The following is a 17,772-nucleotide window of genomic DNA, read 5'->3' as shown; positions in this document are numbered from 1 at the left end:
ATGAAATAAAGGAGTTTTATATGCAAAAATTTATTCAAGCTTATATTGAAAAGCTAGATGTGACAACCATTATCGAGAATATTCTAACCAAGGTCATTTCTCTTTTACTGCTTTTGATTGTATTTTATATTGCTAAAAAAATGCTTCATACTATGGTGCAGAGAATTGTCAAACCTTCTCTAAAAATGTCTCATCATGATGTCGGACGCCAAAAGACTATTGCGCGTTTACTAGAAAATGTGTTTAATTATACGCTATATTTCTTTTTACTCTACTGTATTTTATCGATTTTAGGCTTACCTGTATCTAGTTTGTTGGCTGGGGCTGGAATCGCTGGGGTGGCGATTGGGATGGGAGCCCAAGGCTTTCTATCTGATGTCATCAATGGCTTTTTCATCCTCTTTGAACGTCAACTGGATGTGGGAGATGAGGTCGTTCTGACAAATGGCCCCATTACTGTATCGGGCAAGGTCGTCAGCGTGGGAATTCGTACGACCCAGCTTCGTAGTGAGGAGCAAGCCCTTCACTTTGTCCCTAACCGAAATATCACGGTTGTTAGCAATTTCTCACGCACAGACTAGACCTGTTATTTTAAGTAATTTGTGGTACAATAGAAAGAGTTTAATAAAGGAGAAAAAAAGATGGTTTTAGAAAAGCAGTTGGGCAATGGTTGTATTTGGATAGACCTTGATGTGGATAAGATTAAAAATATGGAAGATCTTTCTGACATCTATGGATTGGACAAGGAAACCATTGAGTATGCTCTGGATAGAAATGAACGAGCTCATATGGATTATAACCGTGAAACGGAGACGGTAACCTTTATTTATAATGTTCTTGATTTAGAAAAAGACAAAGAATATTATGAAGCGATTCCCATGACCTTTATCGTCGAAAGACAACGAATGATTACCATCAGCAACCATAAGAATGCTTATGTCATTGATCAGATGTCAGCTTATCTGGATAGCCATGAGTCGCTTTCTATTTACAAGTTTCTCTTTGCTGGTTTAGAGATTATCAGTAACGCTTATTATCCTGTCATTGAAGAGATGGATAAAAGTAAGGACGAAATTAGTGCCTTGCTACGTCAAACTACAACAAAGAAAAATCTCTTCGCTCTCTCTGACTTGGAGACTGGTATGGTTTACTTGACAGCAGCAGCAAAACAAAATCGACTCCTCTTGGAACATATCCAGGGCCATGCTCTTTATCGGAGATTTAATGATGTCGAACGAGAGCAGTTTGATGATGCCATGATTGAAGCCCATCAGTTGGTGTCTATGACAGACTTGATTTCTCAAGTCTTGCAACAACTCTCAGCTTCTTACAACAACATCCTAAACAATAACTTGAATGATAGTTTGTCAATTTTGACTATTATCTCCGTCTTACTAGCAGTACTTGCGGTTATTACAGGTTTCTTCGGAATGAATGTTCCTCTACCATTTACAGAAGAGCCAAATGCTTGGATTTATATCTTAATGGCTAGCTTGATTTTATGGGCAGCCTTATCTCAATGGATGAAGAAAATTACTAGAAATTAAAAAGAAAAGGAGCCAGAATGGCGATTGAAAACTACATGCCAGATTTTGCTGTGGAAGCAGTTTATGATCTGACAGTTCCAAGCCTGCAGGCGCAGGGAATCAAGGCTGTTTTGGTCGATTTGGACAATACCCTCATTGCTTGGAACAACCCTGATGGGACGCCAGAGATGAAACAATGGCTACATGATCTTCGGGACGCGGGCATTCGCATTATCGTAGTCTCAAATAACACTAAGAAACGCGTCCAAAGAGCAGTTGAGAAGTTTGGGATTGATTACATTTATTGGGCCTTGAAGCCCTTCACATTTGGGATTGATCGTGCTATGAAGGAATTCCACTATGAGAAAAGTGAAGTGGTCATGGTCGGCGACCAGCTTATGACCGATATTCGAGCAGCCCACCGTGCTGGTATTCGCTCGATTTTAGTCAAACCCTTGGTCCAACATGACTCAATCAAAACGCAGATTAACCGAGCTCGTGAGCGCCGTGTTATGAAGCAAATAACGGAAAAGTACGGACCGATTACATATAAAAAAGGAATTTAACTATGGAAGAAATTCTCTGTATTGGTTGTGGAGCAACCATTCAGACGACAGATAAGGTTGGTCTTGGATTTACCCCCCAGTCGGCACTTGAAAAAGGTTTGGAGACAGGTGAAGTCTATTGCCAACGTTGTTTCCGTCTCCGCCACTACAATGAAATCACGGATGTCCAGTTGACAGACGATGATTTCCTCAAGCTCTTACACGAGGTGGGAGACAGTGATGCCTTAGTGGTTAATGTCATTGATATCTTTGATTTTAATGGCTCTGTCATCCCAGGCTTGCCACGTTTTGTATCAGGCAATGATGTCCTCTTGGTCGGAAATAAAAAAGATATCCTACCTAAGTCAGTTAAACCGGGCAAGATTAGCCAGTGGCTCATGGAGCGTGCCCACGAAGAAGGACTTCGTCCAGTCGATGTTGTCCTAACTTCAGCACAAAACAAACATGCCATTAAGGAAGTCATTGACAAAATCGAGCATTACCGTAAGGGCCGCGATGTTTATGTTGTTGGGGTAACAAATGTTGGAAAATCAACTCTTATCAATGCTATTATCCAAGAAATCACGGGTGACCAGAATGTCATTACGACTTCACGCTTCCCGGGGACAACTTTGGACAAAATCGAGATTCCGCTTGATGATGGTTCTTATATCTACGATACACCGGGAATCATCCACCGTCACCAAATGGCTCATTACTTGACGGCTAAAAACCTCAAGTATGTCAGCCCCAAAAAGGAAATCAAGCCTAAAACCTATCAGCTCAATCCTGAACAAACCCTGTTTTTAGGCGGTCTAGGACGCTTTGACTTCATTGCGGGTGAAAAGCAAGGATTCACAGCCTTCTTTGATAATGAACTCAAACTACACCGTACCAAACTAGAAGGCGCTAGTGCTTTCTATGACAAGCACGTCGGAACCCTTCTGACACCACCAAATAGCAAGGAAAAAGAAGATTTTCCAAAATTAGTTCAACATGTCTTTAATATCAAGGAAAAGACAGACCTAGTCATCTCAGGCCTAGGCTGGATCCGCGTAACAGGCACCGCCAAAGTCGCCGTCTGGGGACCAGAAGGCGTTGCCGTCGTCACACGAAAAGCCATTATTTAAACCAAAATCGCTGAGCGAACAAAGTGAGCTCATATAGCGATAGTTATTGCCGTGGTGTGATTGCCAATCTGTAGATTGGCAAGGGGCACAATTGAGACCAAGGCTCAATTGTGAGGTCAGGAAATCCATTTTTCAAAGATGGGATCTTTGGGAAATTAGTTCCGACCGTCCCTCACCACCTAAAATAACTATCAAAAAAACAAGGAAGAAATTATGTCATTAACATCAAAACAACGTGCCTTCCTCAACAGCCAGGCACACACTCTCAAACCCATCATCCAAATCGGGAAAAATGGTCTCAACGACCAAATCAAAACCAGCGTTCGTCAAGCTCTTGACGCCCGCGAATTGATTAAGGTAACTCTCTTGCAAAATACAGATGAAAATATCCACGAAGTCGCTGAAATCTTGGAAGAAGAAATCGGTGTGGATACAGTCCAAAAAATTGGACGCATCTTGATTTTATTTAAACAATCTAGCAAGAAAGAAAATCGCAAGATTTCTAAAAAAGTCAAAGAAATCTAAAAACCTACTCCAAATAACTGTTTTTACAGAGAAATAAAGGAGACTAGCCTATGGCAATTGAACTATTAACTCCCTTTACCAAGGTAGAGTTGGAGCCAGAAATCAAGGAGAAAAAACGCAAACAAGTCGGGATTTTAGGGGGCAATTTTAACCCCGTTCACAATGCCCATCTCATTGTTGCGGATCAAGTGCGCCAGCAGTTGGGACTAGATCAAGTTCTGCTTATGCCTGAATACCAACCTCCTCATGTAGATAAAAAGGAAACAATCCCTGAACACCATCGTCTCAAGATGCTTGAGTTGGCGATTGAGGGGATTGAAGGTCTGGACATTGAAACCATTGAGTTGGAGCGCAAGGGCATTTCCTATACCTACGACACCATGAAAATCTTGACAGAGCAACATCCAGATACGGATTATTACTTTATCATCGGTGCCGACATGGTGGACTATTTGCCTAAGTGGTATCGAATTGATGAACTGGTTGATATGGTTCAGTTTGTGGGAGTTCAGCGCCCACGCTATAAGGCTGGCACTTCCTATCCAGTTATCTGGGTGGATGTGCCTCTCATGGATATCTCATCTAGCATGGTGCGTGACTTCCTGGCCCAAGGTCGGAAACCCAACTTTCTCCTACCTCAGCCTGTGCTAGATTTCATCGAGAAGGAGGGGCTCTACTGATGGCCTATCAAGACTATATCAACTGCTCCCGTGAGGCTTTGTTAGAAAAAATGGCAGAGCTTCTACCTGAAAAACGCTTAACCCATTGTCTAGGTGTGGAGCGTGCAGCCATAGAACTGGCGGAGAGATTTGGAGTCGATGCCGAGAAAGCAGGCTTAGCAGGGCTCCTTCATGACTATGCTAAAAAGCTGTCAGATCAGGAATTTTTAGACTTGATTGACCGTTATCAGCTAGACCCTGACCTCAAAAACTGGGGCAATAATGTCTGGCATGGGCTGGTTGGTATCTACAAGATTCAAGAAGATTTGGATTTGCATGATACAGAAATCCTGCGAGCCATTGAAATCCATACAGTCGGTGCTGGTCAGATGACAGATTTAGATAAGGTCATCTATGTCGCAGACTATATCGAGCACAATCGAGCCTTTCCTGGAGTAGACCAGGCGCGTGAGATTGCAAGTCAATCGCTCAATAAGGCGGTGGCCTATGAAACAGCTCGTACCGTGGAGCATCTAGCTCATCAGGGATTTCCCATCTATCCCCAAACCCTTGAAACCTATAACGCCTTTGTGCACTATTTGAAAGAGGACTAAATGAAGACGGCTTTTATAATCATTGATGTTCAGAATATTTTAGTGGAAACCGGTTTTCAGACAAATAGTCTATTGGAAAAAATTTCTTATTTACAAAACCAGGCTAGAAGTAAGAATATCGAAATTATTTATGTTCAACATATTGAGAACGCTGAAGCTCAAACATCAGAAGATTGGCAGTTATCTGAGCTTTTAAACCGAAAACCTGATGAAAAGGTCTTTCAGAAGAAGTATAACAGTATTTTCAAAGAAACTGGTTTAAAAGAATATTTGGATAAACAGGGGATTGAAAAATTAGTTTTATGTGGTATGCAGACAGAATATTGTGTGGATACCTCTGTCAAGGTTGCTTTTGAATATGGCTATCAGCTTATTATTCCAGAAGGAACTTGCACAACGTTTGATGGGAAAGACATTCCAGCAGAAACGATAAATGAATTCTATGAGGGTATTTGGGAGGGGCGCTTTGCAGATGTCCTAGATTACAAACATATTTTCTAGAAAGAGGACTAAATGAACGAAAAAGAATTACTAGAACTAGTCGTGAAAGCGGCTGATGAGAAACGTGCGGAGGATATCCTTGCACTCGACGTACAAGATTTGACCAGCGTGACGGACTACTTTGTCATCACGAGCTCGATGAATAGCCGTCAGTTGGACGCTATTGCTGATAACATTCGTGAAAAAGTAGCCGAAGCTGGTGTTAAAGGCAGCCATGTCGAAGGCGATGCGGCAGGAGGCTGGGTCTTGCTAGACCTTGGTGGTGTCGTTGTGCATATCTTCTCAGAAGAAATGCGTGCCCACTATAACTTAGAAAAACTATGGCATGAGGCGAATTCAGTAGATATTTCAGAAGCTCTTGCTTAGAAGATGAACTCAGTTGTAGTCAACTGGGTTTCTTTGCTTATTTTAGAAAAATTGATAGAAAGGTAAAGAGCTAGTGGTGTTTGCCATTGAGGCTCTTGGTATCATGATTATGGCAACTTATGAAACCTTTGCGGCTGTTTACGATGTTGTGATGGATGATAGTTTATACGATAAATGGACGGATTTTTCGCTGCGTCATTTGCCTAAGACCAAGGAGAGAAAGAAACTCTTGGAACTGGCTTGTGGAACAGGAATTCAATCGGTGCGCTTCTCTCAGGCTGGTTTTGATGTGACTGGACTGGACTTGAGTGCTGATATGTTGAAAATTGCCGAAAAGAGAGCTGCTTCAGCCAAGCAAAAGATTGATTTCATTGAAGGAAATATGCTGGATTTGTCCAAGGCAGGTCAATATGATTTTGTCACTTGTTATTCGGACTCAATCTGCTACATGCAGGATGAAGTGGAAGTAGGGGACGTTTTTAAGGAAGTCTATAATGCTCTTAATGAAGACGGAGTTTTCATCTTTGACGTGCATTCGACTTACCAGACAGATGAAGTTTTTCCAGGCTATTCCTACCATGAAAATGCGGAAGATTTCGCTATGCTTTGGGACACCTATGAGGATTCAGCACCACATTCTATCGTACATGAGCTGACCTTCTTTATCAAGGAGGATGACGGTTCCTTTAGTCGTCACGATGAAGTGCATGAGGAGCGGACCTATGAGGTCTTGACCTATGATATTTTGTTGGAACAGGCTGGATTCAAGTCCTTCAAACTCTATGCGGACTTTGAGGACAAGGAGCCAACAGAAACTAGCACCCGTTGGTTTTTTGTGGCGCAGAAGTAGGAGATCACTATGACCATCACGGGTATTATCGCGGAGTTTAATCCTTTTCATAATGGACACAAATACCTGCTGGAACAGGCTGAAGGACTGAAAGTCGTGGCTATGTCTGGAAATTTCATGCAGAGAGGCGAGCCTGCTATTGTAGATAAGTGGACACGGACCCAGATGGCGCTGGAAAACGGAGCAGATCTGGTAGTGGAATTGCCCTTTTTAGTCAGTGTTCAGGCAGCTGATTTCTTCGGTCAAGGAGCTGTGGATATCTTGGCTCGCTTGGGCATTGATAATCTAGCTTTTGGGACAGAGGAAGTTCTGGATTACCAGGAAATCGCTGACTTATACACAGAGCAAGGTGCTGAGATGGAGAAATTTGTGGAAAATCTGCCTGATTCCCTTTCCTATCCCCAGAAAACCCAAGCCATGTGGAAGGAATTTGCTGGTCTTGATTTTTCAGGTAATACCCCCAATCATGTTCTTGCTCTCGCTTATGCCAAGGCGGTTGCGGGACGAAATATCAAGATGCATCCAATTCAACGTCAGGGGGCGGGTTACCATTCTGTGGATAAAGATGTGGACTTTGCCTCGGCTACAGCCCTCCGTCAGCACCAGAGAGATACAGATTTCTTAGAACGCTTTATGCCTTCTGTTGCTCTATTTGAGCAGGCTAATAAGGTGAGCTGGGAAGACTATTTTCCCTTGCTCCGCTATCAAATCTTATCAAATCTCGACCTAACCACCATCTATCAGGTCAATCAAGAAATGGCAGTGCGCATCAAGGATGCTATCAAGATAGCCCAATCTGTGGAAGACTTGGTTGAAGCGGTTGCGACCAAGCGTTACACCAAGGCGCGTGTCAGACGCCTCTTGACCTATATCTTGGTGCAAGCTAGAGAAGGTGACTTGCCAGAAGCCATTCATGTCCTTGGATTTACTGAAAAAGGCAGGCAACATCTCAAGTCTTTGAAAGGTCAGGTCAGTCTAGTCAGCCGAATTGGCAAAGAACCTTGGGATGTCATGACTCAAAAGTCAGACCAGATTTACCAACTAGGAAATCCAAGTATAGCAGACCAGAATTTTGGAAGAGTGCCGATAAGAATAGAAACAAACTAAGTCTACTGAAAGGTGGACTTTTTGAGATTTTTTACGAATAAATAGATAGAAAAGAAAATCTTGTACAAGTTCCTGACAATTTCTTTCTTTTTGTGTATAATAGTGGAAAAGAGGTAAAACGAGGTATGGTTATGGAAGCAGTTCTTTACTCAACATTCCGAAATCATTTAAAAGACTACATGAAGAAGGTCAATGATGAATTTGAGCCTTTAACGGTGGTTAACAAAAATCCAGATGAGGACATTGTAGTTCTTTCAAAGAGCGAATGGGACAGTATTCAGGAAACCCTGAGAATCGCTCAAAATAAGGAGTTATCAGACAAGGTTTTGCGAGGAATGGCTCAAGTCCGTGCTGGAAGCACTCAAGTCCATGTTATTGAGGAGTGAGGAATGCTGCTCAAGTTTACAGAAGATGCCTGGGTTGATTATTGCTACTGGCAAAATCAGGATAAGAAAACCCTAAAACGAATAAACAAACTAGTCAAGGATATTCAACGTGATCCCTTTACAGGAATAGGTAAGCCAGAACCACTCAAGTATGACTACCAAGGAGCCTGGTCACGTCGTATCGACGCAGAAAATCGCTTGATTTATATGATGGATGGAGATAGCGTGGCTTTCTTGTCCTTTAAAGATCATTACTAAGTCTACTGCGAAGTAGGCTTTTTATTTTTTAAATTTTTATTAGTAAGTTTAAGATAAAGTTTTTTGGAAAATGACAGAAGCCCTAGTACAAAAGACAAAAACTCAGTAAAGAAATTTAGTATATGAACTTCTATCTTTACCCTTGAATACGCTTTATAACTCGTATTTTGTGGTATAATGAAGAGAATTGTTAATAATAAAAACAGGGGAAGTAAATGTCTAATTTCAAAGAAAAATTACCACTATTCCAAGCAAATGACATCCAAATTTCTAATGATGTCAATACGGTTTGGTCTATCGCTAACACCCTTAGAGGAGCTTATCGAGCAGATAAGTATCGCGATGTCATCATTCCAATGTTTGTCCTGACTCGTTTAGAAGCTGCCTTGCTGCCAACCAAGGATCAGGTGGTAGCACAATACAAAGCAAATCCCAATACACCTGAGAAAGTGTTGGAGAAACTTTCAGGCTATCGTTACTACAATGTTAGTCCTTTTACGTTGGCAAATCTTCAAAACGATCCAAATGCAATCGAGGAGAATTTTCTAGCCTATCTGGATGGCTATTCCTATCGTGTCAAGGACATCATTGAAAACCTAAAATTTAAAGAGCAAGTCCGTACCCTAGCCCAGAGTGGTCGTCTTTTCACGGTTATTAAAAAGTTCTCTCAAATTGATTTGTCTCCAAGTTCAGTTGATTCTATGCGTATGGGATACATGTTTGAGGATATCATCCGCCGATTTTCTGAAAATGAGGAAGCGGGGTCTCACTATACCCCTCGTGAAGTTATCGCTCTGATGGTCAACCTACTCTTGATTGAGGCAGACGAAGAACTTTTTGTTGATAAAAAAGAGTTGAAAATACTAGACATGGCCGCTGGAACTGGGGGAATGCTGGCTACAGCTAAAAGCTATATCCGTCAGTTGAATACGGGAGCCACTGTCCGTCTCTTTGGTCAGGAAGTTTTGCCTGAAACCTTTGGGATTGGTCGTGCAGATATGCTAATTCGTCAGGAAGACTCTGATTATTTTGTGAAGGTGGATACCTTAAAAGATCCAGATCCTTTCCCAGATACTAAGATGAGCTTTGTCATCGCTAACCCTCCCTTTGGTCAAGCTTGGGGTGGTAAGGATGCGGATGATGGGGTTGAGGATGCAGTTAAGAAAGATCATCAACTCTTTGATAAAACAGAAGGTCGTCAAGGTCGTTTTGTTGCGACTCCAGGAACTGGAGATGCTCAACTACTCTTCCATCTTCATGCTCTTGCAAAATTAGAAGAAAATGGCCGTGCAGCCATCATTTCAAATGGGTCTCCCCTCTTTTCAGGTGGGACGTCATCGGGAGAAAGTCAGATTCGCCGTTATATCCTTGAGAATGATTTGCTAGAAGCTATAGTCGCCCTTCCAGGTCAATTTTTCTATAACACAGGAATTGGGATTTATATCTGGATTTATAATAAAAACAAGTCTCCTGAGCGCCAGAACAAGGTTCAGTTTATCGATGCGACGGAGGAGTTTATTCCTCTACGTAAATCTCTAGGTCAAAAACGCCGTGAGTTGTCCCAAGATAATATCCGTCAGATCCTTCACTGGTACGATGATTTTCAAGAAAATGACCATGTAAAAATCTTTGACAATCAAGAGTTTCTCTATCGAGAGTTTACAGTTATGCAACCTCTGCAACGTCGTGGCCATATAAGTGAAGAAACAATTGAGAAAGCGAAAAGTGTTCCTTTCCTAGCTAAACTATTTGATGAATACAAGTATCAAGAATTGCTAGAGATGGAACCACGTTCAGCCAAGGATGAGAAAAAATTACAGGATCTTGTAGCTGGTAAGATCAAGCAAGAAGCTATCCTGACAGCTCTTGCTAAGGGAAGCTCTGATAAGACCTATCCTAACTTTGAGAACTTTGCCCAAGTCATCAAGGACTTGCTGGGAGAGTTTAAGCTTACGCCTGCCAATGTCAATGCGCTAGCCTTAGCTATGAGTGAAATGGACAAAACAGCAGAAGTTATCCGAACCAAGAGGAAAGACAAGGCAAATGAGATTGCCGATGGGATTGTCTATGATAAGACCACCAAGGACAGTGAAATCGTTAAGCTGACAGAGGATGTGGAAACCTACTTTGCGCGTGAGGTCTATCCCCATGTACCTGACGCCCACTACTGGTTTGATGAGGAAAAGGGCTATGGAGCCGAGATTCCTTTTACCCGCTATTTCTATCACTACCAAGCACCAGAGAGTGCTGAGAAGTTATTGGCAGAGTTCTATGACTTGGAAGCAGAACTACAGACTCTCTTGGAGGAACTAAAACATGACTAGGATGAAAGAGAGTGGCATTGACTGGATCGGACAGATACCAGAAGAGTGGGAGATTTCTAAAATAAAATTCACAACACAGCTTAATGGTAGAATTGGTTGGCAAGGATTAACATCAGCTGAATATAAAGAAGAAGGACCATATTTAATTACTGGAACTGACTTTCACAATGGAACAATTAATTTTGAAACAGCTGTACATATTGATGAAAAACGTTGGTCAGAAGCTTCACAGATTCAAGTTGAAAATGGTGACTTACTAATTACGAAAGATGGTACGGTAGGTAAAGTAGCTATTATTTCAGGGCTTGATGATAAAGCTTCGTTAAATAGTGGTGTGTTAAGAATCCAAACAATTGATGAGATTGATAGAAAATTTTTATACTATGTTTTATTATCAGATGAATTTTGGATGTGGTTTAACTATACAAATTCAGGGGCTAGCACCATTTTACATTTGTATCAAAATGTATTTGATGAATTCACTTTTACATTTCCTCAAAAAAATGAACAACAAAAAATTGCTGATTTTCTAGATAAGAAAACCGCCCAGTTAGATAAAGCTAAAGCATTACTGGAGGAGCAGATTCAAAAGCTCAAAGATTACCGCTCTAGCTTGATTTATGAGACTGTCACAAAAGGACTGGATAAAACAGTCCCAATGAAAGATTCGAGTATCGACTGGATTGGAGAGGTGCCTGAAGGGTGGGGAGTGAAACGATTAAAATATTTGGTAGAAATTTCAACTGGAACAAGTAACACTCAAGATAGGACTGTAGAGAGCGAAGGATATCCTTTCTTTGTTAGATCTCAAAATGTTGAAAAACTTCCGACATATACTCATGATACAGAGGCTATTTTAACAGCTGGTGATGGGGTAGGAGTAGGGAAAGTTTTCCATTATTATAAGGGGAAATTTACTGCTCATCAAAGAGTGTATATTTTATCAAATTTTAAAAATATTGAAAGTAAATTTTTATTTTACTATGTATCAATTAATTTAAAAAATGAAGTATCATTAGGGGAAGCAAAATCAACTGTAGATTCTATACGAATGCCTATGTTATCGAATTTTATGGTATCAATACCTTCATCTACCGAACAACATAATATTTCTAATTATTTAGATTGTGAAATTAAGCGAATTCAGGCAATGATTGAAATCAAACAAAATCAAATTGAAAATATTGATAAACAACGACAAACTCTTATTTATGATTATGTGACAGGGAAGAGGAGGGTGTAATGGATACAGAAATAGGAGAATATAGTTATTCTATTCGATGGATTTTTGAGGATTCTAAAAAACATGAGTTAGATGCTAAGACACTATTAAAATCTGAACAAAATTTAGCTGATTTTTTATATGAAATAACCAATCAATTTGGTCTCTCAATTGAAATTAGAGCATTGGCGAGAGATAAAGGCAGTTTTAAATCGGAGTTTAAAATTTTATGGAAAAAGAATCTAGACAAAATTTTTATAGCTGGTATTACGTCTATTATTTCAATAAGTCTTACTGCTTTTTTTCAACAAGTTCAAGAACCTAAAAGTACAACGTTAGATCGTGAAAAATTAGTACTTGATTTACAAGAAAAAATAAATAAGGGAGATCTGACACTAGAGCAGGCAAAGATATACATTGAAGAATTTTCTAGCCTTGCTAAGTACAAAAATGCTTTTTTTAAAGCAAATAAAATTGATAAAGAGATTTCAGAAATCGAGATAACACAAGAAGGAAAAGTAACCAGTAATATAGGTAGTGGCGAATTTGATAATTACATTTCTAATAATCAGACTAGTGAGACAGTTATTTACGATGCTAAAGTTTATATTATATCTCCTGTGTTAGTAGCTGGTGTAACAGAAAAGTGGACAGGTGAGTATGAAGGGGATAAAATACGTTTTAGTGTCAAAGACAAGGACTTTTTAGAAAAATCACAAAACAAAGTTATTTCGTTCAACACAGGTTTTTTCATAAGATGTAAATTACGAAAGATTGATAAAAGTATTGCTGGTAAGGAGCAGTGTGCATGGGAAGTTCTGGAAGTTACTCATTATGCTGTAGATGATGAACATGTCGTCGAATTTGAACACCGTATAAAATCTAAGAATAAAGAAATTTCTGGTCAAATGACCTTATTTGACTGATAGAAATTTGATTGGAATGTATCGAATAATATAATTTTAAAATCAAGAAAGTGAGAAACTATGGCAAATTTGGGCTTAAAGGAGCGCTATGATTTCCAGCAGTGGATTATCAAAGACTTGAAAGAAAAAAATGGCTATATCCAGCGGGACGCTACTTGCTACGATCCTAGATTAGCCATGGATGTGGAACTCCTGTGGGATTTTCTGATGGAGACCCAGGAGGAGACCATGGACTATCTCCTTAAAAAACTGAGTAAGGAGACAATCGTCAATCTGATTAATAAAGAAATCGTCAAGGGTGGCTTTTTATTCGCCTTAAAAGAGGGAATCTTTATTGAAAATAAACAACTTCGTCTTCTTTATCGTAAACCTGCGACTAGTTTTAATGAAAAGACTGTTCAACAATACCAAGCCAATTGTCTATCTGTTATGGAAGAAGTGGTTTATGAGGAGAGCGACCGCATTGACCTTGTTATCTTTATCAATGGATTAGCACTATTTGCTATCGAACTTAAGTTTAATCCCAGTGGTCAGTCTGTACAGGATGCTATCAGGCAGCTCAAGGGACGCAATCCTAAGAATCGTCTTTTCCGTTTTGAACAGGGAGTCTTGGCTTCCTTTGCAGTGGATACCCTAGAAGTCTATATGACGACGCAATTGAAAGGACAAGAAACCTATTTTCTACCTTTTAATGTGGGGAAAGGGGAAGGTATTGAGATGGGAAGTGGCAACCCTCACAACCCTGATGGTGTCGATACAGACTACTTGTGGCTTGATGTCTTGACCAAGGATAGTATTCTCCAGTTAATAGAGAGTTTTATCTTTTTTGAGATGGATAAGCATAAAAAGAAGACCCTGATTTTCCCGAGATACCATCAGCGAAGAGCAGTTAGCCGTCTCCTAGAGGACATGAAAGTCAACCATACTGACAGTAATTATCTGATTCAGCATTCGGCTGGTTCTGGTAAAACCAATACCATAGCATGGTTGGCTCATAGTTTGGTATCGCTCCATGATGAACAAAATCAAAATATTGTGGATACTGTATTAATCGTTACAGACCGTATCGTAGTTGACCGTCAATTACAAGAAGCGGTCAAGGAAATCTCCCACAAGCCTGGAGTGGTCAAGGTAATGGGCGACAAAGAAACCTCCAGTGACTTAGCGGATGCGATTGCAGGAAATACAAAAATCATAGCTACGACTATTCATAAGTTTGCCCAAATCAACCAATCTAACTGGATGTCTGTAGGGAATACTGCGAAAAAGAAATTTGCCATCCTGATTGATGAAGCTCACAGTTCAACGACAGGATCCTATATGAGTTCGGTTAGTCAAGTCTTGACAGAAACAGATACAGAAGATGGAACTATCGATGAGATTCAAGAAGTAAGTGTTGCGGACGCTATCGAGAAGGAGATTGCTCGGACAGGTAAGCAGGACAATGTCTCAATCATTGCCTTCACTGCAACTCCCAAGGCGACAACTCTACAGCTATTTGGTACAACACAAGCAGATGGTTCTAAAGCTCCTTTTGATGTTTATAGTATGAAGCAAGCTATTGAGGAAGGTTTTATTCTAGATGTTTTAGATAACTATACGACTTATAAGACCTATTACAAGCTCAATAAAGCAGTCGAAGAAGATCCTGAGCTAAAAACGACTCTTGCCAAGCGTAAGATTGCAAAGTTTGTAGAATTATCTGATGAAAATATCAATCAAAAGGTTGAAATTATCATGGATCACTTTATCAGTCATGATATTATGGCTGAATTGGGTGGTCAAGGTAAGGCTATGATTGTGACTTCGGGTCGTGAGGCAGCAGTTAAGTATCAATTGGCCTTTCAAAAGTACTTCAAAGACCACAGTATCACCAGTATTGGAACCCTGATTGCCTTTTCTGGCAAGGTTGATTACCAAGGTAGTGAATATACTGAGTCGCAAATGAATCAGGTCAAGGAAGATTATTTGAAAGATCATTTTGATACGGAGGACTACCAAATCCTGATTGTGGCAAATAAGTATCAGACAGGGTTTGATCAACCAAAACTGGTTGCTATGTATGTGGATAAAAAGTTGCGAAGTGTTGCTGCGGTGCAAACATTGTCTCGTTTGAATCGTATCTATAGAGGCTACAACAAGAAGACCTTTATCCTTGATTTTAAAAATACTTATGACGATATTCGCTCAGCTTTTTCTCCCTACTACCGTGAGACTATTTTAGCAGATACAGTCACACCTAGCGATGTCTTGACCTTGGATCGGAAAATTGATGAGTATGGTATTTTGGACAGTGATGTTGTTCATGAGTTTAATCAATTCTTATACCAAGAAAAGAGAAACAGCAGAGAAAAACAAAAGATGGTTTCTCTGTTAAATCAAGGTTATGATAGAGTTAGACGGTTTGATGAGAAAGAACAACTTTCTATTCGAAAGGTTATTCGAGGTTTTCTTAGAATGTATACTTTCTTGATTCAGGCAACTGCTTATCAAAATGAAGTTCTGCACGAACGTTATAATTATCTGCAAAGCCTTGTCAAGATGATTGATGTTCGCATTGGAGGAAATGATTTTACAATAGCAGATAAGATCGTAGTGGACTATATGAAACATAAGCAAACAGGTTCTTTCAGGTCAGTTTCTGAATTGGAATATCATCCAGAGTTAATACTTACCAAGCCAAGTACTGGAGGTGTTACGACTGACCAGGAGAAGCGTTTATCTGAAATCTTAGATGAAATTAACGAACAGTTGGATTTGGATATTGATCACCAAGTCGGTCTAAGTGGAGCGGTATCCATTCGTGAATTGATGAAAAAGAATCCGAGACTAAAGCAATCTGCTCGTGTCAACTCCAGAGAAGACTTCGTTTTTGCTTTTGAAGAAGAGATTGACAATGCTCTCATAGAAGGATACTCTCAGAGTCAAGATTTATTTGGTGCTCTATTAAATAATGATTCTTTCAAGAAGAGATTAGCAGATATATTTATTGATGATGTGTTCAAAAGTTTGAAGGGATCCGAAGAAGTGTAATCCTAAAATTCAGACTAATTTCCCCAAAACATATTCTATTTTAGGTTTGTGAAAATCACTTTTTTATGGTAGAATGTAAAAGAATGTATGTCATTCGGAATAACAATAAAATGAGGTAAAAACATGGAAATCATGTCGCTTGCGATTGCTGTTTTTGCCGTCATCATTGGTTTAGTCATTGGATATGTCAGCATCTCAGCTAAGATGAAATCATCTCAGGAAGCTGCGGAGTTGATGCTTTTAAATGCTGAACAAGAAGCAACTAATTTACGTGGACAAGCTGAGCGTGAAGCGGATTTACTTGTTAATGAAGCTAAGCGTGAAAGCAAGTCTCTTAAAAAAGAAGCACTATTGGAGGCCAAAGAAGAAGCCAGAAAATACCGTGAAGAAGTGGACGCTGAATTCAAATCAGAACGTCAAGAACTCAAACAAATCGAAAGTCGTTTGACAGAGAGAGCTACTAGCCTTGACCGTAAGGACGACAATTTGACGAGTAAAGAACAAACACTTGAACAAAAAGAACAAAGTATTTCTGATAGAGCGAAAAACCTTGATGCGCGTGAAGAGCAATTAGAGGAAGTCGAAAGACAAAAAGAAGCAGAACTAGAGCGTATTGGTGCCCTGTCTCAGGCAGAAGCACGAGATATTATCTTGGCTCAGACAGAGGAGAACTTGACCAAGGAGATTGCCAGCCGTATTCGTGAAGCTGAGCAAGAGGTCAAGGAACGTTCTGACAAAATGGCCAAGGACATCCTGGTTCAAGCTATGCAACGTATTGCTGGTGAATATGTAGCGGAGTCAACAAACTCAACAGTTCATCTACCAGACGATACTATGAAGGGACGCATTATTGGTCGTGAAGGTCGTAACATTCGTACCTTTGAAAGTTTGACAGGGGTCGATGTGATTATCGACGATACACCAGAAGTGGTGACCTTGTCAGGATTTGACCCGATTCGTCGTGAGATTGCCCGTATGACTATGGAAATGTTGCTCAAAGATGGTCGTATCCACCCAGCTCGTATCGAAGAGTTGGTTGAGAGAAACCGTCAAGAGATCGACAATAAAATCCGTGAATACGGTGAGGCCGCTGCCTATGAGATTGGTGCGCCAAACCTTCATCCAGACTTGATGAAGATTATGGGTCGTTTGCAATTCCGCACTTCTTATGGACAAAATGTTTTGCGTCATTCGATTGAGGTTGCTAAGTTGGCTGGTATTATGGCCAGTGAGCTTGGTGAAAATGCGGCTCTTGCCCGTCGTGCTGGCTTCCTTCACGATATCGGGAAAGCCATTGACCGTGAGGTTGAAGGTAGCCACGTTGAAATCGGTATGGAGTTGGCTCGTAAGTATAAGGAACACCCAGTTGTGGTCAATACGATTGCTAGCCACCATGGCGATGTTGAAGCTGAGAGCGTGATTGCAGTGATCGTCGCTGCAGCAGATGCCTTGAGCGCAGCCCGTCCAGGTGCTCGTAGTGAGTCTCTTGAAAGCTACATCAAACGTCTTCATGATTTGGAAGAAATTGCTAACGGCTTTGAAGGAGTACAAACTAGCTTTGCCCTTCAAGCAGGACGTGAAATTCGTATCATGGTCAATCCAGGACAAATCAAGGACGACAAAGTCACAATCTTGGCTCACAAAGTTCGTGAGAAAATTGAAAACAATCTCGATTACCCAGGAAATATCAAGGTAACCGTGATTCGCGAGCTTCGTGCAGTAGATTATGCTAAATAAATAAGAAAGAGCAGTTGAAAAATTACTGCTTTTTTGTTACACTAGATAGAAAGACTGTAGAAG

At 40.4% G+C, this 17,772-nt stretch carries 18 protein-coding genes; all 18 read left to right on the top strand.

Annotated elements, in window-relative coordinates:
* Nucleotides 1-20: 20 nt before the first annotated feature.
* The 18 genes from HT697_RS02450 (at nt 21) to HT697_RS02365 (ending at nt 17,709) form a co-directional block, all read left to right on the top strand.
* Nucleotides 21-581 carry a mechanosensitive ion channel domain-containing protein gene (locus HT697_RS02450; RefSeq protein ID WP_172922536.1) on the top strand — a complete coding sequence of 187 codons (561 nt, stop codon included), beginning with the start codon at nt 21-23 and terminating at the stop codon, nt 579-581.
* 60 nt (nt 582-641) lie between these two features.
* Nucleotides 642-1,547: a magnesium transporter CorA family protein gene (locus tag HT697_RS02445; RefSeq protein WP_173226867.1), complete on the top strand. Its 906-nt coding sequence runs from the start codon at nt 642-644 to the stop codon at nt 1,545-1,547.
* Between the two features lie 17 nt (nt 1,548-1,564).
* Nucleotides 1,565-2,092 (top strand): YqeG family HAD IIIA-type phosphatase, encoded by a 528-nt coding sequence (locus HT697_RS02440; protein ID WP_173262013.1) that lies wholly within the window; start codon nt 1,565-1,567, stop codon nt 2,090-2,092.
* 2 nt (nt 2,093-2,094) lie between these two features.
* The gene (yqeH, locus tag HT697_RS02435) at nt 2,095-3,201 is read left to right on the top strand and encodes a ribosome biogenesis GTPase YqeH (RefSeq protein WP_173219941.1); all 1,107 of its coding nucleotides are present in this window, start codon (nt 2,095-2,097) and stop codon (nt 3,199-3,201) included.
* 213 nt (nt 3,202-3,414) lie between these two features.
* Nucleotides 3,415-3,726, top strand: coding sequence for a ribosome assembly RNA-binding protein YhbY (gene yhbY / locus HT697_RS02430; protein WP_000060169.1), 312 nt, complete (start codon nt 3,415-3,417; stop codon nt 3,724-3,726).
* A 50-nt stretch (nt 3,727-3,776) separates the two neighbouring features.
* Nucleotides 3,777-4,406, top strand: coding sequence for a nicotinate-nucleotide adenylyltransferase (locus HT697_RS02425; RefSeq protein ID WP_173219938.1), 630 nt, complete (start codon nt 3,777-3,779; stop codon nt 4,404-4,406).
* Nucleotides 4,406-4,999, top strand: coding sequence for a bis(5'-nucleosyl)-tetraphosphatase (symmetrical) YqeK (gene yqeK / locus HT697_RS02420; RefSeq protein ID WP_173219935.1), 594 nt, complete (start codon nt 4,406-4,408; stop codon nt 4,997-4,999). The genes HT697_RS02425 and yqeK overlap by 1 nt, the downstream gene beginning before the upstream one ends.
* Nucleotides 5,000-5,500 carry a cysteine hydrolase family protein gene (locus tag HT697_RS02415; protein WP_173219932.1) on the top strand — a complete coding sequence of 167 codons (501 nt, stop codon included), beginning with the start codon at nt 5,000-5,002 and terminating at the stop codon, nt 5,498-5,500.
* A 12-nt stretch (nt 5,501-5,512) separates the two neighbouring features.
* Nucleotides 5,513-5,866 (top strand): ribosome silencing factor, encoded by a 354-nt coding sequence (gene rsfS, locus HT697_RS02410; RefSeq protein WP_050230861.1) that lies wholly within the window; start codon nt 5,513-5,515, stop codon nt 5,864-5,866.
* Between the two features lie 109 nt (nt 5,867-5,975).
* Nucleotides 5,976-6,716 carry a class I SAM-dependent methyltransferase gene (locus HT697_RS02405; RefSeq protein WP_319946281.1) on the top strand — a complete coding sequence of 247 codons (741 nt, stop codon included), beginning with the start codon at nt 5,976-5,978 and terminating at the stop codon, nt 6,714-6,716.
* A gap of 9 nt (nt 6,717-6,725) precedes the next feature.
* Nucleotides 6,726-7,823 (top strand): nucleotidyltransferase, encoded by a 1,098-nt coding sequence (locus HT697_RS02400; RefSeq protein ID WP_173219926.1) that lies wholly within the window; start codon nt 6,726-6,728, stop codon nt 7,821-7,823.
* 131 nt (nt 7,824-7,954) lie between these two features.
* Nucleotides 7,955-8,209, top strand: a complete 255-nt coding sequence (locus HT697_RS02395) for a type II toxin-antitoxin system Phd/YefM family antitoxin (RefSeq protein ID WP_000388572.1) — start codon at nt 7,955-7,957, stop codon at nt 8,207-8,209.
* 3 nt (nt 8,210-8,212) lie between these two features.
* Nucleotides 8,213-8,467, top strand: coding sequence for a Txe/YoeB family addiction module toxin (locus HT697_RS02390; RefSeq protein WP_173219923.1), 255 nt, complete (start codon nt 8,213-8,215; stop codon nt 8,465-8,467).
* A gap of 215 nt (nt 8,468-8,682) precedes the next feature.
* Nucleotides 8,683-10,791: a class I SAM-dependent DNA methyltransferase gene (locus HT697_RS02385; RefSeq protein WP_173219920.1), complete on the top strand. Its 2,109-nt coding sequence runs from the start codon at nt 8,683-8,685 to the stop codon at nt 10,789-10,791.
* A complete protein-coding gene (locus HT697_RS02380; protein ID WP_173219917.1) occupies nt 10,784-12,034 on the top strand; it encodes a restriction endonuclease subunit S in 1,251 nt (416 codons plus the stop codon). The genes HT697_RS02385 and HT697_RS02380 overlap by 8 nt, the downstream gene beginning before the upstream one ends.
* Entirely contained in the window at nt 12,034-12,939 is a 906-nt protein-coding gene (locus HT697_RS02375; protein WP_173219914.1) for a hypothetical protein, read from the top strand. Before HT697_RS02380 ends, HT697_RS02375 begins: the two co-directional genes overlap by 1 nt.
* A gap of 60 nt (nt 12,940-12,999) precedes the next feature.
* Entirely contained in the window at nt 13,000-15,972 is a 2,973-nt protein-coding gene (locus HT697_RS02370; protein ID WP_173219912.1) for a DEAD/DEAH box helicase family protein, read from the top strand.
* 123 nt (nt 15,973-16,095) lie between these two features.
* Complete coding sequence (locus tag HT697_RS02365; RefSeq protein ID WP_173249593.1) at nt 16,096-17,709, top strand: ribonuclease Y; 1,614 nt, start codon at nt 16,096-16,098, stop codon at nt 17,707-17,709.
* Nucleotides 17,710-17,772 lie beyond the last annotated feature (63 nt).

Source organism: Streptococcus sp. 1621 (genome assembly GCF_013276615.1).
Classification (GTDB): Bacteria; Bacillota; Bacilli; order Lactobacillales; family Streptococcaceae; genus Streptococcus.
Note: the sequence above shows the minus strand (reverse complement) of the source record. Positions and strands in the feature narration are given on the sequence as shown.

Excerpts from the sequence above, each read along its gene's own strand:
- HT697_RS02450 (WP_172922536.1), top strand. The coding sequence starts at position 21 with ATGCAAAAATTTATTCAAGCTTATATTGAAAAGCTAGATGTGACAACC.
- HT697_RS02445 (WP_173226867.1), top strand. The coding sequence starts at position 642 with ATGGTTTTAGAAAAGCAGTTGGGCAATGGTTGTATTTGGATAGACCTT.
- HT697_RS02440 (WP_173262013.1), top strand. The coding sequence starts at position 1,565 with ATGGCGATTGAAAACTACATGCCAGATTTTGCTGTGGAAGCAGTTTAT.
- yqeH (WP_173219941.1), top strand. The coding sequence starts at position 2,095 with ATGGAAGAAATTCTCTGTATTGGTTGTGGAGCAACCATTCAGACGACA.
- yhbY (WP_000060169.1), top strand. The coding sequence starts at position 3,415 with ATGTCATTAACATCAAAACAACGTGCCTTCCTCAACAGCCAGGCACAC.
- HT697_RS02425 (WP_173219938.1), top strand. The coding sequence starts at position 3,777 with ATGGCAATTGAACTATTAACTCCCTTTACCAAGGTAGAGTTGGAGCCA.
- yqeK (WP_173219935.1), top strand. The coding sequence starts at position 4,406 with ATGGCCTATCAAGACTATATCAACTGCTCCCGTGAGGCTTTGTTAGAA.
- HT697_RS02415 (WP_173219932.1), top strand. The coding sequence starts at position 5,000 with ATGAAGACGGCTTTTATAATCATTGATGTTCAGAATATTTTAGTGGAA.
- rsfS (WP_050230861.1), top strand. The coding sequence starts at position 5,513 with ATGAACGAAAAAGAATTACTAGAACTAGTCGTGAAAGCGGCTGATGAG.
- HT697_RS02405 (WP_319946281.1), top strand. The coding sequence starts at position 5,976 with ATGGCAACTTATGAAACCTTTGCGGCTGTTTACGATGTTGTGATGGAT.
- HT697_RS02400 (WP_173219926.1), top strand. The coding sequence starts at position 6,726 with ATGACCATCACGGGTATTATCGCGGAGTTTAATCCTTTTCATAATGGA.
- HT697_RS02395 (WP_000388572.1), top strand. The coding sequence starts at position 7,955 with ATGGAAGCAGTTCTTTACTCAACATTCCGAAATCATTTAAAAGACTAC.
- HT697_RS02390 (WP_173219923.1), top strand. The coding sequence starts at position 8,213 with ATGCTGCTCAAGTTTACAGAAGATGCCTGGGTTGATTATTGCTACTGG.
- HT697_RS02385 (WP_173219920.1), top strand. The coding sequence starts at position 8,683 with ATGTCTAATTTCAAAGAAAAATTACCACTATTCCAAGCAAATGACATC.
- HT697_RS02380 (WP_173219917.1), top strand. The coding sequence starts at position 10,784 with ATGACTAGGATGAAAGAGAGTGGCATTGACTGGATCGGACAGATACCA.
- HT697_RS02375 (WP_173219914.1), top strand. The coding sequence starts at position 12,034 with ATGGATACAGAAATAGGAGAATATAGTTATTCTATTCGATGGATTTTT.
- HT697_RS02370 (WP_173219912.1), top strand. The coding sequence starts at position 13,000 with ATGGCAAATTTGGGCTTAAAGGAGCGCTATGATTTCCAGCAGTGGATT.
- HT697_RS02365 (WP_173249593.1), top strand. The coding sequence starts at position 16,096 with ATGGAAATCATGTCGCTTGCGATTGCTGTTTTTGCCGTCATCATTGGT.